The 13,696-nt window shown below is 62.4% G+C and carries 12 protein-coding genes; 4 read left to right on the top strand and 8 right to left on the bottom strand.

The window, feature by feature from the left end:
• Window positions 1-46: 46 nt before the first annotated feature.
• Window positions 47-1,039 (top strand): LacI family DNA-binding transcriptional regulator, encoded by a 993-nt coding sequence (locus tag BLP82_RS04080; protein WP_092165532.1) that lies wholly within the window; start codon window positions 47-49, stop codon window positions 1,037-1,039.
• 16 nt (window positions 1,040-1,055) lie between these two features.
• On the opposite strand, the gene BLP82_RS04075 is transcribed toward BLP82_RS04080, so the two are convergent.
• Window positions 1,056-1,643, bottom strand: a complete 588-nt coding sequence (locus BLP82_RS04075) for a TetR/AcrR family transcriptional regulator (RefSeq protein ID WP_092165649.1) — start codon at window positions 1,641-1,643, stop codon at window positions 1,056-1,058.
• A gap of 154 nt (window positions 1,644-1,797) precedes the next feature.
• Here BLP82_RS04075 and BLP82_RS04070 point away from each other — a divergent pair, with 154 nt between their 5' ends.
• Window positions 1,798-2,586, top strand: coding sequence for an SDR family NAD(P)-dependent oxidoreductase (locus BLP82_RS04070; protein WP_092165531.1), 789 nt, complete (start codon window positions 1,798-1,800; stop codon window positions 2,584-2,586).
• 99 nt (window positions 2,587-2,685) lie between these two features.
• The gene (locus BLP82_RS04065; RefSeq protein ID WP_092165530.1) at window positions 2,686-3,693 is read left to right on the top strand and encodes an NADP-dependent oxidoreductase; all 1,008 of its coding nucleotides are present in this window, start codon (window positions 2,686-2,688) and stop codon (window positions 3,691-3,693) included.
• Here the strand turns inward: BLP82_RS04065 and BLP82_RS04060 are convergent.
• From BLP82_RS04060 to BLP82_RS04030, 7 genes are all read right to left on the bottom strand, one after another.
• Complete coding sequence (locus tag BLP82_RS04060; protein ID WP_092165529.1) at window positions 3,665-5,764, bottom strand: 3-hydroxyacyl-CoA dehydrogenase NAD-binding domain-containing protein; 2,100 nt, start codon at window positions 5,762-5,764, stop codon at window positions 3,665-3,667. The genes BLP82_RS04065 and BLP82_RS04060 overlap by 29 nt on opposite strands.
• Window positions 5,765-5,791: 27 nt before the next feature.
• On the bottom strand, window positions 5,792-7,042 hold the full coding sequence (locus tag BLP82_RS04055; RefSeq protein ID WP_092165528.1) for an OprD family porin: 1,251 nt from the start codon (window positions 7,040-7,042) through the stop codon (window positions 5,792-5,794).
• A gap of 76 nt (window positions 7,043-7,118) precedes the next feature.
• Window positions 7,119-8,117 carry an ABC transporter substrate-binding protein gene (locus BLP82_RS04050; protein ID WP_092165527.1) on the bottom strand — a complete coding sequence of 333 codons (999 nt, stop codon included), beginning with the start codon at window positions 8,115-8,117 and terminating at the stop codon, window positions 7,119-7,121.
• 38 nt (window positions 8,118-8,155) lie between these two features.
• Window positions 8,156-8,923 carry an ABC transporter permease gene (locus BLP82_RS04045; RefSeq protein WP_092165526.1) on the bottom strand — a complete coding sequence of 256 codons (768 nt, stop codon included), beginning with the start codon at window positions 8,921-8,923 and terminating at the stop codon, window positions 8,156-8,158.
• Between the two features lie 26 nt (window positions 8,924-8,949).
• A complete protein-coding gene (locus BLP82_RS04040; protein WP_092165525.1) occupies window positions 8,950-9,780 on the bottom strand; it encodes an ABC transporter ATP-binding protein in 831 nt (276 codons plus the stop codon).
• A gap of 103 nt (window positions 9,781-9,883) precedes the next feature.
• Window positions 9,884-11,965 carry an acetate--CoA ligase family protein gene (locus BLP82_RS04035; protein WP_092165524.1) on the bottom strand — a complete coding sequence of 694 codons (2,082 nt, stop codon included), beginning with the start codon at window positions 11,963-11,965 and terminating at the stop codon, window positions 9,884-9,886.
• A 3-nt stretch (window positions 11,966-11,968) separates the two neighbouring features.
• Window positions 11,969-12,775 carry an enoyl-CoA hydratase/isomerase family protein gene (locus BLP82_RS04030; protein ID WP_092165523.1) on the bottom strand — a complete coding sequence of 269 codons (807 nt, stop codon included), beginning with the start codon at window positions 12,773-12,775 and terminating at the stop codon, window positions 11,969-11,971.
• A gap of 82 nt (window positions 12,776-12,857) precedes the next feature.
• Here BLP82_RS04030 and BLP82_RS04025 point away from each other — a divergent pair, with 82 nt between their 5' ends.
• Entirely contained in the window at window positions 12,858-13,694 is an 837-nt protein-coding gene (locus BLP82_RS04025) for an IclR family transcriptional regulator (protein ID WP_092165521.1), read from the top strand.
• Window positions 13,695-13,696 lie beyond the last annotated feature (2 nt).

The following is a 13,696-nucleotide window of genomic DNA, read 5'->3' as shown; positions in this document are numbered from 1 at the left end:
GGCGCTGTGTCATGATTCTGCGTCAACCTGACTGGCCGCACTTCGCATGACTTCCGTGAAAGACGTTGCACAGCTGGCCGGCGTATCCCTGATGACGGTTTCGCGCGCGCTCAACACGCCGGAAAAACTGAGCCCCGAAACCCTTCAGCGGGTACGCCGCGCCATCGATGAACTGCAATTCGTACCGAGCCTGTCGGCGCGCAGGATGCGCGGCGACAACTTGCAGGCGCGCACCATCGGTGTGTTCGCACTGGACACCGCGACCACGCCGTTCGCCGTCGAGTTGCTGCTGTCCATCGAACAGACCGCGCAACAGGCTGGCTGGAACGTCTTCATCCTCAACCTGCTGAGCAACCCGCCCACCGACCAGGACATCGACCTGATGCTCTCGCATCGCCCCGACGGGTTGATCTTCAGTGCCATGGGGTTGCGCCAGGTGAGCATTCCCGAGCGACTCAAGAGCAAGCCGCTGGTACTCGCCAATTGCCTGGCCGATGACAGCCAACTGGTCAGCTACGTGCCGGATGATGAAGCCGGGCAGTACCGCGCCGTGCATCATGCCTTGAGCCAAGGCTATCGGCGCCCGCTGTGTATCAACTTGCCCAGGAAGAGTGTTGCCTGGAATCTGCGCCAACAAGGGCTGCAACGCGCCTGCCAGGCATTCGGGCTGGCGCCTGAAGCACTCCTGCAATACGACCTTTCCGATCACGATGCCTACGGTGAAACCGCCGCCATTCTCGACCGGCATATCGTCGACGGCCGTCCGCAATTCGACATCCTGGTCTGCGGCAACGACCGCATCGCCTTCTGCGCCTATCAACTGCTGTTGGGCCGCGGCTTGAAAATCCCTGATGATGTCGCTGTGCTGGGCTATGACAACATGATCGGCATCGCCGAACTGTTCATGCCGCCGCTGACCACGGTCCAACTGCCCTACTACGAGATCGGTCGCCAGGCGGCCCGGCACCTGATCGAGACCCTCGAACTGACGGGCGCCCAGCCGGTGGATTGCCCACTGGTGGTCCGGGCGTCACTGTAAGGCCAAGCGGTATCCGTCAGGGCTGCTGTGCCGGCGATGGCGGCAGTGATGCGATGATCCGGGCGCGGCAGACCTCGAGGATTTCATCAGCCAGGGCGGAATCGTCCGGGCAGGCCCGCGACAACATGACCGCGCCGACGACATGGGCCAACATGTCGAGCATTTTCGCCCTGACCTCTGCCTGCGGCGCGTCTTGCCCGATCTCGTACCGGCTCGCGAGCGCCGCCAGCATATTTTCGATGCCGCTGGAAAAAGTTGCCTTCAGCTCGGGCGATTGACGGGCAGCGTCCCCACACAGTGCCGCCATGGTGCAACCACCGCCCGGGGCGTCACGGTGATCCCGGGACACGTAGAGATTGACGAACCCAGGCACATCGAGACCCGCGTTGTTGGTCAGCGATTGCGCAAGGCTGCGCGCGGCCGCTTCGGCCATCAGGTCAGCCTTGGAGCCGAAATGCTTGTAGAAACCGCCGTGGGTGAACCCGGCGGCCGCCATCAGATCCGCCACACCCACGCCGTCAAAGCCTCGCTCACGAAACAAGACAGACGCGGTTTCGACGATGTGCTCCCGGTTTGCCTGGGCCTGGGCCTTGGTCACCCGCATTTTCCGCTCCTCGTGCTGCTCGAAAATCACCCTCACATCATACATAGATGTCGAGCATAATCAAATTCATTGACAGTTTAGATTTCGATCATCATCCTAATTAAAAGCCGCGCTCATCAGGCGACGGTTCATCCCCTTGAAGAAGAGAAACTCCATGGACACTCGCACAACCGTTCTCATCACTGGCGCTTCCACCGGCATCGGCGCAGTCTATGCCCAGCGCTTTGCGCAACGCGGCCACAATCTCGTCCTGGTGGCCCGCGACGGCGCGCGCCTGCAAGCCCTGGCCGCCAAGCTGCGCAGCGAACACACTGTTGCCATCGACATTCTCCAGGCCGACCTGACCCAGATCAGCGACCTGACGACCGTCGAAGCCCGGCTGCGGGACGACGCCAGCATCGGTATCCTGGTCAACAACGCCGGCGCCGCCCAGTCCGGCACTTTCATCGAGCAGTCGACCGACAGCGTCGCGAACCTCGTGTCGCTCAACACCACCGCGCTGGTCCGATTGACCAGCGCCATCGCCCCACGCCTGGTCAAGGCGGGTGACGGCGCGATCATCAACATCGGCTCCGTGGTGGGCCTGACACCGGAATTCGGCATGTCGGTCTACGGCGCGACCAAGGCGTTCGTGTTGTTTCTCTCCCAGGGACTCAGCCTGGAACTGTCGCCCAAAGGCGTCTACGTGCAAGCCGTCCTGCCGGCCGCGACCCGTACCGAGATCTGGGAGCGCGCGGGCATCGATATCAACACCTTGAGTGAAGTCATGGAAGTCGGTGAGCTGGTCGACGCCGCGCTGGTCGGTTTTGACCGTCGCGAGCCGGTGACCATCCCGCCGCTGCAGGAAGAGGCACGCTGGGATGCCTTGCAGGCAGCACGCCAAGGCCTGCTCGGGCAAATCAAGCAGTCCCAGGTTGCCGGGCGCTATCAAGACCCGGCGTAATCATCGTCCAGCGGGCGCCAGCGCGAAGGGCAGCGCTGGCATTTCCGGATGCCTGGCCGGGCGATCAGTCCGCGGCATCCCTTATGAGAGCAAAGCACCATGAAGGCATTTTTAATCGACCGCTACGCCAAGCACAGTGGCCGTATTGGCGACATCCCGGCCCCAGAAGTGGCTGACCACGACGTTCTGGTCCGCGTGCATGCCGCCGGCGTCAACGTCCTGGACTCAAAGATCCGCAAAGGCGAATTCAAGCTGATCCTGCCCTACTCGTTTCCCTTGGTATTGGGGCATGACGTGGCCGGGGTCGTGATGCGGGTGGGATCCCGTGTCGAGCATTTCAAACCGGGGGACGAAGTCTATGCCCGCGTTCCGGATGGGCACATCGGCACCTTCGCCGAGCAGATTGCAGTGAACGAAAATGCCCTGGCCCTGAAACCCACAAACGTCAGCCTGGAAGAAGCCGCCGCCCTGCCCTTGGTCGCCCTGACGGCCTGGCAGGTACTGGTTGAAACCGCCCAGTTGAAGAAAGGCCAAAAGGTGTTCATCCAGGCCGGTTCAGGTGGCGTCGGCCCCCTCGCCATCCAGCTGGCCAAACACCTCGGCGCCTTCGTTGCGACCACCACCAGCACCGCCAATGTGCCCTGGGTCAAGGCACTGGGGGCGGACGTTGTCATCGATTACAAACAGCAGGATTTCTCAAGCGTGCTGCAGGACTATGACGTCGTGTTGAACAGCTTGGGCGCCGATGAACTGGAGAAGTCGCTGAAGATCCTCAAACCCGGTGGCCAACTCATTTCCATCTCGGGACCACCCACCCCACAGTTCGCCCAGGGATTTTCCTGGCCGCTGCGGCTGATCATGGGCCTGCTGAGCAGTGGCATACGCCGCAAGGCCCGCCGAAAGGGGGTGAGCTACACCTTCGTGTTCATGCGCGCCAATGGTCCTCAACTGCGTGAGATCACCACGCTCGTCGAGTCCGGCAGCATCAAGCCGGTGCTTGACCGATCCTTCACTTTCGACGCGACGGCCGATGCCCTGGGTTATGTCGAGCAAGGACGCTCCAAGGGCAAGGTCGTCATCAAGATCCACTCAGGGGTGGCTGATTGAACGAGTCCCCCTGCGCAGCCATTGACTGAAGCAATGTAGACACCCGCAGGCCTCGCTCAGGCCATAAAGCCGCCCACCGGGCTAGCACCTCGACGATCCCGGGCAAGCCAACCCGGTCGGCGTAGTAAAGAAGCCCACCCCGGTAACGGGGAAAGCCGTAGCCGTGAATCCAGACAAGATCGATGTCGTTGGGGCTGTCGACGATGCCTTGCTCCAGCAGGTGCGCGGCCTCATTGATCATGGCGAACAGGCATCTATCGAGGATTTCCCCGTCGTCAATTGCACGCGGCTCGATGCCACGGCTTTGTCGATGAGCAACGAGCATCCTGGCCACATACAGGTCCGGCAGGCCCCGGCGTTGGCCTTCCTCGTATCGATAGAAACCCGCCGCCGTTTTCTGCCCGAGGCGCCCCGCCTCATGCAACTGCTCGATCCAATTGCACTGGCGCTCCACAGCGCTCAATTGATCGGCCCTGCCCCGCCGGTTCCGCCAGGCGATATCCACGCCTGCCAAGTCACGCAGTTCGAAGGGCCCCATCGGGAAGCCGAACTGCCGGATGACCCGGTCCACGTCCTCCGGCGCGGCCCCTTCCTCCAGCAGGAAACTCGCCTCGCGCTCACGAACGGCCAGCAAACGGTTCCCGACAAAACCATAGCAATTGCCCACGGCAACAGCGGTCTTGCCCAGCCGCCCCCCCAATTGCAGCACCGTTGCCAGGGCATCAGGCCGGACTTGGGCCCCCCTGACCACCTCAAGCAGCTTCATGACATGCGCCGGGCTGAAGAAATGCATGCCGATCACATCGCCCGGGCGAGTGGTCACGGCAGCGATGGCATCGATGTCGAGGTACGAGGTATTCGTCGCGAGGATCGCATCCGGCTTGGCGAAGCGGTCCAGCTCCCTGAACACACCCTGCTTGACCGCGAGGTCTTCGAACACCGCCTCGATGACCAGGTCTGCGCTGGCAACACCTTCAATGCTCGAATCGAACTCGATCAGCGTGGCACGCCGGGCGGCTTCGTCGGCATCGAGTCGGCCTTTTTCCACCGCGCTGGTGAAGTATCGATCGATGGTCGAGCGGCCACGCTCCAAAGCCTCGGGTTGCGTATCGATCAGGCGTGTGGCGATTCCGGCATTGGCCAGGCACAGCGCAATGCCGCTGCCCATGGTGCCCGCGCCGATCACCGCGACGATGTCGACGGCCCGTGTGGGGGCTTGCCTGGCCAATGCGCGACACCTGGAGGCCAGGTCCCGTTCGGCAAAGAATACGTGCCGCAGTGCCCTGGCCTGCTCGCTATGGCGGCGGGCGATAAACCGCTCTCGCTCGCTGGCCATTCCCTCGGCGAAGGGCAGTTGCCAAGCGTCTTGCAGCGCTTGCAGGGCAATGGCGGGGGCCTCCTGGCCCGGCGCCTTGCGAAGGATTGCCTGGGCCTGCGCGTGGAAAACCTGGAGTTGGAATTCAGGCACCGAGCGGTCGCAAACCCGAGGGATCGGTTTGTCCGTGACCTCCCTGGCGAAATCGGTGGCATACGCCAGCACCGAGGCGTCGCTCAATCTATCCAGCAAGCCGATCGACAGCGCCTCTGCCGTACCGATACGCTCGCCCCCCAGGACCATTGCCAGGGCCTTCTCTGCGCCGCACAAACGGGGCAAACGTTGCGTGCCCCCTGCTCCGGGTATCAGGCCCAGGCTGACTTCCGGCAAGGCGAACAGCGTATCCGGTGCGGCCACACGATAGTGGCAGGCCAGGGCCAGTTCGAGCCCACCACCGAACGCCGAGCCATGCAGCGCCGCAACGACGGGCTTGGACGCCTGTTCAATCGCGGCCAGCACGTCAGGGAGATGAGGCACCTGCGGGGGCAGGTCAAACGCCTTGAGATCGGCGCCAGCGACGAACGTCCGCCCCAGACAAGCGATGACGATCGCCTGGATGGCGCTGTCGGCGCACGCTTCTTGCAGCCTTTCGAGCAACTGTTCCCGAACCGCCAGCGACAAGGCATTGACCGGTGGATTGTCGATGATGATCTGGCCGACATGACCATCCCGTTGAAGCACTACACAAGCGTCCATCGATTGTCTCCCGTTGAATGGCTTGGACTAAAGAAGCGACAGCGGGTAACTGACGATCACACGCACATCGTCAGCGTCCCGGGCAAAGTCCGCTCGGTACGTGGCGCTGCGAACCCGCATGCTCATTCCCTTCATCGAACCGTTCTGCACCACGTATTGCAGTTCGACATCGAACTCGCGCTCACCGTCGGAATCCGCGCCCGGCACGTCGGCCCGGCTACCGCGCACATAGCGCGTCATGAAGTTCAAGCCCGGTACGCCGACCGTGCCGAGGTCGAAGTCATAGCGTGCCTGCCAGGAACACTCGTCCTTCTCGGCAAAGTCACCCACCTGGACGAAATTCACGAGGTAAGGGTCGGTGCCGGCCACGTAGGGAAACGCCGAGTCCCCGGACATCGTCTGGTAGCCCACCCCCAACGAATGGCCTTTTAGCTTGTACGTCCCCAGGGCGCTGAATGCGCGGTTGTCGATACGGCCGCCTCGCGCCTGGCCGTCGCTGTCACTGTCGAAGAAGCGCACATCGCTGGTGAAGCTGCCCCAGTCGCCTTTGCGGCGGTCGGTCAGGCCCAGGAATCGCTGCGTGTAGACGTCCTCCAGGACGGCGTACTGGGCAATCAGGTCGGTCGTCTCACTCACATGGAAGGTCCCGCCGAGGAGATTGAAATCACCGCCGTCGAGGGGGCCGCTGAAGCGGCGGTTCTTGTTGTTCAGCTCAAGACCGGTCGAGCCCGACTGGTCCCTGTACACCGTGCCCTGGATCCGCGCCGCGGTGAGTTCAAGGCGCTTCCATTCGTTGACCTGCACCTGGGCCCCCTCGAAGGTCTGCGGCAGCAGACGACCGTTGTTGGCGACCAGGGTTGGCCATTTCGGCAGCAAGGTCCCGACCCGCAACTGGCTGTTCGAGACTTTGACTTTGAGGGTGCCGCCCGCCTTGGAATAATTGTCCGGGACATCCCCATCGTCCTGGACCGGCAGCAGTCCCGTGCCGGAACGCCCGGGCCCGGAATCGAGCTTGATGCCCAGCATGCCGATCGTATCGACACCGAAGCCGACGACGCCAGGGGTGAAGCCGGACTCATAACGCAGGATAAAACCCTGGGCCCACTCCTGGTGTTTGGACTGGCCCGCGCCCTCGCGAAAATCCCGGCTCATGTAGAAATTGCGCATTTCCACGGAGGCCTTGCTGTCTTCGAAGAACCCTTCGGCGCCTGCCACAGGCAGATACACGGCAAAGCTCATCCCTGCCGCGCAGAGCGGCATTGTTCTTATTGATTTCATGACTGCTTACCGAGAAGAAGCCGAGCGCTGCCAATGTGCTCCTTGAAGCGCCGGCCGGGTGGAATTCAAGCGCGCTTCAGCGCAACTGGGTCAGGTAGTCCTGGGCCTTGCCCGGGATCTTTTCGTTCTGGATCGCGCCCAGGAACTTGATCGCACGCTCCACGTCGGCATCCGTCAGGTACGGGGTGCGCGGGAACGACTTGCGATTGCTTTCCCAGGCGGCGGCATAGACCTTGTCATTCACACCGTCGAAACGACTGCGCACCGCCTTCATGGCTTGCTGCGGCTGTTCGTTGATGAGCTTCGTCGCATCGCCCAGGGCAGCGAGGAAAGCCTTTACGATGGCCGGATTGTCCTCGGCCCATTGCCGGCGAGCACTGAGGGCGATCGAAGGATACCCATCCAGCTCGGCGACCATGCCTTCGGACATGTCCAGCAAGGTGAAGCCTTTTTGCTCGATGACCGCACTGTCCGACGCCGGCGATGACAAGGCGAAGCCATCGATCTTGCCTTGGGCGAACGCCGCCAGCATTGCGGCACCGTTATTGAGGTAAAGCAGAGTGAAGTCTTTTTCCGACTGCAGGTGAGCCTCCTGGCCGAGGAAGCGCACCAGGAAATCAGCGCTGCCACCGGCCCCGCTGACCGCCAGGCGCAGGCCTTTGAACGCGGCCAGGCGTTGCTCGACGGTGGAGTTGGCATCCAGGCCGAGCCGATCGGCCACGTCCTGGCGAATGACGACGTTACTGGCGTACTGGCCGACCATGCGCCCCAAGAGCGTAATGTCGGCCCCCTTGATTTTGGCGTTGATCGCATTCTGGATGGCGCATGAGCAGAACTCGACCGAACGGCTGGCAAGGCCCGAAGTCGCCGCGCCACCACCCTTGAACTTGACCAACTCGACATCCAGGCCGTGTTTTTCGAACAGGCCGCCGTCGAGTGCGACGAACAGCGGCATGTGCACGAAACCTTCCGTCCCCAAGGCGACTTTTACACGCTCGGCAGCTTGCGTCTGGAACGCGACAGCACCGAGTACAACGCTGAGTCCCAAAGCAGATATCCAACCTTTGATAGACATGATGCGACCCTCTGTTTTTGTTGTTGTGATGGCGTTGTTCAGACCGATATTTCCCGCTCGTCCTGTTCCTTCTTCCACGGCATCAGGTACGTCTCCAACGCGCGAACGGCGGCCTGGAGCAGCAACGCCAAGGCGATGATGGCGATCAGCGCGGCGAATACCCCGGCGGTGTCCAACTGCCCTGCCGCGTCCTGCAGCAGGTAGCCCAGTCCGCGGTTCGCGGCCATGATTTCACCGACGATGGCGCCGATCAGGGCATAGGGCACCGACAGCTTGAGACCGGTGAACACCCACTGGATGGCCGACGGCAGTACGACCTTGGTGATCAGGTGGTGCTCTTTGGCGCCCATCAGACGCAGGATTTCCAATTGTTCACGTTCCACGGCACGGACGCCGCTGTAGGTGTTGAGGAACACCAGAAAGAACACGATGGTGGCGGTCAGGATGATTTTCATCTCGATGCCGATTCCGAACCACATGATGAACAGCGGTGCGAGGGCGACTTTCGGCAGGCTGTAGATGGAGGTCAGGATGGGGTCCAGCAGCTTGGCGAGCAGCGCATTGCGTCCCAGGATCAAGCCCACGGTGATGCCTGCCAGGGCACCGAAGAAAAAGCCCACCAAGGTTTCCACGACAGTGATCCAACCGTGGGCGAACAGCCGACCGCTGGCGACCAGATCAATGAAGCGTCGGCCGATTTCCAACGGCGAGCTGACGAAAAACGGGTCCACCAACGGACCGGAGGCGAACTGCCAGGACAAGAAGATCCCAGCGAAGATAGCGAGACGACCAAGAAAGATATTCATGTGCAGGGTTCTCCAGGGCTGGGCCTTCAGGCATCGTGATCCGGCGTGATGATTTCCCAGAGGTCGCCACACAGTTGGTGGTAACGCGGATTCTTGCGCAGCTGGATGATGTTGCGGTCGTCACCCAAGGGGATGGGTACATCGCGGACGATGGTCCCTGGCCGGCCGGAGAACACCAGGCAGCGGTCGCCCAGGGCCACGGCTTCGTCCAGGTCATGGGTGACGAACAACACGGTTTTCTTGAGCTGGCGACTGAGCTTGAACAGCTCGGTCTGCATGCGAATCCGCAGCTGCGCATCCAGCGCGGCAAACGGCTCGTCCATCAGCAGCGTCTCCGGGTCATAGGCCAACAAGCGAGCAAGGGCGGCGCGCTTGCGCATGCCGCCGGAGAGCTGGCTGGGGTAGGCCTTCTCATGTCCATCGAGGCCGACGAGGGTCAACAACTCGCGGATCCGCGCTTCACGCTTGGCCTTGGGTACGCCTTGGATTTCCAGTGGCACAGCAATGTTGCCGGCCACGTCCCGCCACGGCAGGAGATGATCGCTCTGGGTCATGTAGCCGGTGCGGCCGTTGATGCCTTGCACGGCCTCGCCGCGGTACAGCACCTCGCCGGTGGTGGGACAAAACAGACCAGCGACCATGTTGAGCAAGGTCGACTTGCCACAGCCGGAGGGGCCGATGATCGTCACCAACTGGCCTTGCTGGATGTCGACGTTGATGCTGTGGGACGCCTGCTTGGCGACGCCTTTCACCGTGAATGACTTGGACACGTCACGGAAGGAAACCACCGTCGGAGCGGTCACCGTGGCGCTGCTCGGGGAACCGCGCGACTGGATAGCAATATGGGGGCTGTTCATAGAGACCTACTTGTTTTTATGAGTCTGAAATGAGCGTTCTTTGATTATGCGAGCGTGAATTCCAGGGTAAAGGCAGCTGTTCCACAGAGTGGAACGGCTCCCGTCAGGCCATGATCGTCAAGCCGTCCAAGGCCATGACCCCGCTTCCGGCAGGACGTACCAGCAGCGGATTGATCTCGGCCTCAACCAAGCGTTCACCCAACTGCATGGCCATGTCCGAGAACGCGACGATGCAATGGGCGGCGGCGTCGAGGTCGGCCTTGGGCATCCCGCGATAGCCGTCCAGCAACGGGTAGGTGCGCAATGCGCGCAGCATCTGCCGGGCTTGTTCAAGGTTTACCGGAAGCAAATGCAAGGTGGTGTCCTGGAACAATTCCGCTGTAACCCCGCCCATTCCAAGCAGGAGCGCCGGGCCCAGTTGCGGGTCCCGGTGGAAGCCAAGAATGAGCTCCTGCCCTCCCGTCACCATTTCCTGGACGAGAAAGGTGGGCGGTTCGAAACCCACATGGCTGCTGACCTCGTCACGCATGCGATCCAGCCGCGCGCTGATATTTCCGGCGTCCAAATGCAAGGCCACGCCGCCCACTTCACTCTTGTGGGGGATCTGCTCGGAAAGGACCTTGAGGGCAACATGACCGCCCAGCTCCTGAGCAGCCTGAGCGGCTTGATACCCATCGCGAACCACCCGTTCCCGCGTCACCGGGATGCCGAAACTGGCGTACAAGCGCTTGCTGCGTTCTTCATCGAGCGGGCCACTTGGCAGGTCATGGACAACCTCAGGCCGGGCCTGCGCAGTGCCAGGCTCATGGGATTGCTCGCAAAAGGTGACCTGTGCTGCCAACGCCTTCAGTGCGCTGGCACAACTTTCCGGCGAACTGAACGCCACGCCCCCGGAGCCATTGATGCGCCGGGCGGCTGCCGGGGCATGGGGGCTGATGTAGGCCAGCACCGGTTTATCGGAGTTGGCCAGGCTGTCGCGGATGGCATCGGCCATCAGGTGTGGCTGGGCAACACCGGAAGAGCCCACGACGCTGATCACCGCATCGAAATCCGGACTGTCCAACAGGATGCCAATGGCCGCCCGCATCAACTCCGGTTGCAGCCCCGCCAAGGTCAAGTCGATCGGGTTACGGTCCAGTACCGCCTGGTCGCCCACATCCAGGTCACGCAGTTTCGCCGCGGTCTGCACGCCCGGCGTGGGCGTTTCGAAGCCGCTGACGCCAAGGCTGTCGGCGATCAAAGTGCCCGCACCGCCGGTGGAGGTCAGAATCGCGACCCGTTGACCGCGCATGACCCTGCCACTGGCCAAGGCAAAGGGAATATCCAGGAGGTCGGCGAATGTCTCGGCGCGAATCACCCCAAGCTGGCGGAAGTAGGCGCCGTACAGCGCATCGGAGCCCGCCATGGCCCCCGTGTGAGAGGCCGCAGCATGGGCCCCTGCCTGTGAGCGCCCGACTTTGTAAACCACGACAGGCTTGCCGGCACCCCGAGCCTTGCGCACCGCACGGGAGAATTTTTCACTGTCGCGCAAGCCCTCCAGGTACAGGGCAATGACCGAGGTCGCGGGGTCGTCGGCCAGGTAATCGACGAAGTCGGCCACGTCCAGGTCGACCTCGTTGCTGGTAGAAATCAGCTTGGAAAAACCGATGCCGGCAGCAACGCCGCGGGACAGCAGCGCGCCAAGAATACCGCCACTTTGCGACACGACGGCAACCCGGCCGGCCAGCAGCTCGTCCATGTCCAGCGCACCACTGGCCGACAGCGTGATCCGTTCGGTCAAGTTGACAAGGCCGATGGTGTTGGGGCCCAGGATCCGCATTGATCCACGAACCGCTTTCAGTTCTTCCTGGCGCGCGGCGCCTTCAGAACCGGTTTCACCGTAGCCTCCGGCCAATACGATCGCCGCAGGGCAACCGAGGGCCGCCAGTTGCGCGACGGCCTGGTTGGCACGCGCCGCCCCCAGCAGAATGATCGCCACGTCCGGCACTTCCGGCAACTCGGCGACGCTGGGATAGCAACGCAGGCCGTCGATGTCGTCGTAACGTGGATTGACCGGATACAAGCGCCCCTGGAAACCGTGCTTGCGCAGGAACGCAATGGGTCGACCCGAGGTTTTGCGGGCGTCGCCCGAGGCGCCGATGACGGCGACGCTGGCGGGACTGAGAAGGCGAGCGATCTTGTTCATGGTTCAGCTCCGCTCGGCCTTGCGTGCAAGAAAGGCGGCAACCGATTCCTGATGCTCGCTGGAGGTGTAGCAGATGCCCTGGGCCTGGCTACCCATGGCGAAGATCTGGCTCTGGGTGAGCTCGAAGGTGTTGTTCAGGATCGACTTGCTCAACGCCAGGGCGGTGGCGGATCCACCCGCGAGTTGCAACGCCCAATCGTGGGCCGACGAGAGCAGATGATCGTGCTCGACGACGCGATCGATCATGCCGATCCGAAGGGCTTCCACCGGCGCGACTGTGCGTCCGCTGAAGATCAGTTCCTTGGCCTTGGACAGGCCGACACGACGGGGCAGGAAATACAGGCCGCCACCATCGGGAATCAGGCCCCGCGCGATATAGCTCATCGCGAAGTTGGCGTGCTCGGAGGCGATGATGAAATCGCAGCTCAACGCCATGTCGCAACCCAGGCCCGTCGCGGCGCCATTCACCGCGGCGATGGTCGGCTTGGGCAGGTTGTGCAGCAGCGACACGGCATGATGCACCCGTTGCTGGCGCTTCCAGCCATTGAACGCCACGGAGCCGGCGGGAGCGCTCATGCGTGCCTGCATGCCCTTGATGTCGCCACCGGCGCAGAAGCCTTTGCCGGTGCCGGTCACGACCAGCGCCTTGATTGCGTTGTCCGAGGCAATCCGCTCCAGGTGTTCGATCAGCAATGCACGCATTTCATCGCTGATTGCGTTACGCGCTTCAGGTCGATTGAGGGTCAGGGTCGCGATGCCATCCACGACAGACAAATCGATCGGGCCAGACAATTGCTGAGGGATCGTCATACGGTGCCTCTCTTATTATTCAGTTGATTGACCGCCAGGCGATGAGCCAAGCTTGGATTCAATCTGAGGGAGAGCGAACCTGATGACAACGCGACCGTTCCACCTGTTGGAACAGGGTGATACCGGCCTTGCTTCGGCAAACGTGCCAGGACAAGGCAAGGCGCCGCTCAACCGATCCCTTGAGCGCGGCCTCGATTTGCTCAGGGCATTCCGGCCGGGCACCGAATCGCTTACCAATGGCGACCTGAGCGAGATGGCGGGCTTGTCGAAATCCACCGTGAGCCGGTTGAGCCAAACCCTCGTCCACGCGGGCTTCCTGGATTACGACCCGACCGCGGGCACTTACCGATTGGCGCCTTCCCTGCTTGGGCTGGCGCATTCGATGTACCACGCCAGCACGCTGTTGCAGATCGCCACGCCGCTGATGCTGCAAGTGGCTCGCGAACATCAGGTCAACGTCAGCCTCGCCGCCGCCGATGGCGACGAAATGATCTACTTGGAATCGATTCGCTTCGGCAAGCGCAAGTCGCCGCGCAATGTACTCGCCGGCCAGCGCCTGCCCATGGACGTGACGTCCCTGGGCCGGGCTTACTTGTCGGGGCTTGAAGAAGGACAACGCAGGCCATTGCTGGAGCTGTTCAGGTCACGCCGATGCGAGTCCCGCGCCAGCCAACTGATTCAGGACATCGACGATGCGCTGAGGCACGTCTGGGCGACCGGGTACTGCGTGGCCTCATGGCAGCCGGAGGTCATGGCGATCGCCACCCCGCTCGGGCACCCGGCCTATCGAACCCATGCGCTGAACATCAGCCTGGCGACCGTTGAGACAGCGCAGCAAGTGCAAGAACGTTATGCCGCGGTACTGCTGGACCTGGCACAGGCGATCAGGCAGGCACTGGCAGACGCCCGTACCGACTGATC

The sequence above is a fragment of the Pseudomonas sp. NFACC37-1 genome (genome assembly GCF_900101575.1).
Taxonomy (GTDB): domain Bacteria; phylum Pseudomonadota; class Gammaproteobacteria; order Pseudomonadales; family Pseudomonadaceae; genus Aquipseudomonas; species Aquipseudomonas fluorescens_AA.
Note: the sequence above shows the minus strand (reverse complement) of the source record. Positions and strands in the feature narration are given on the sequence as shown.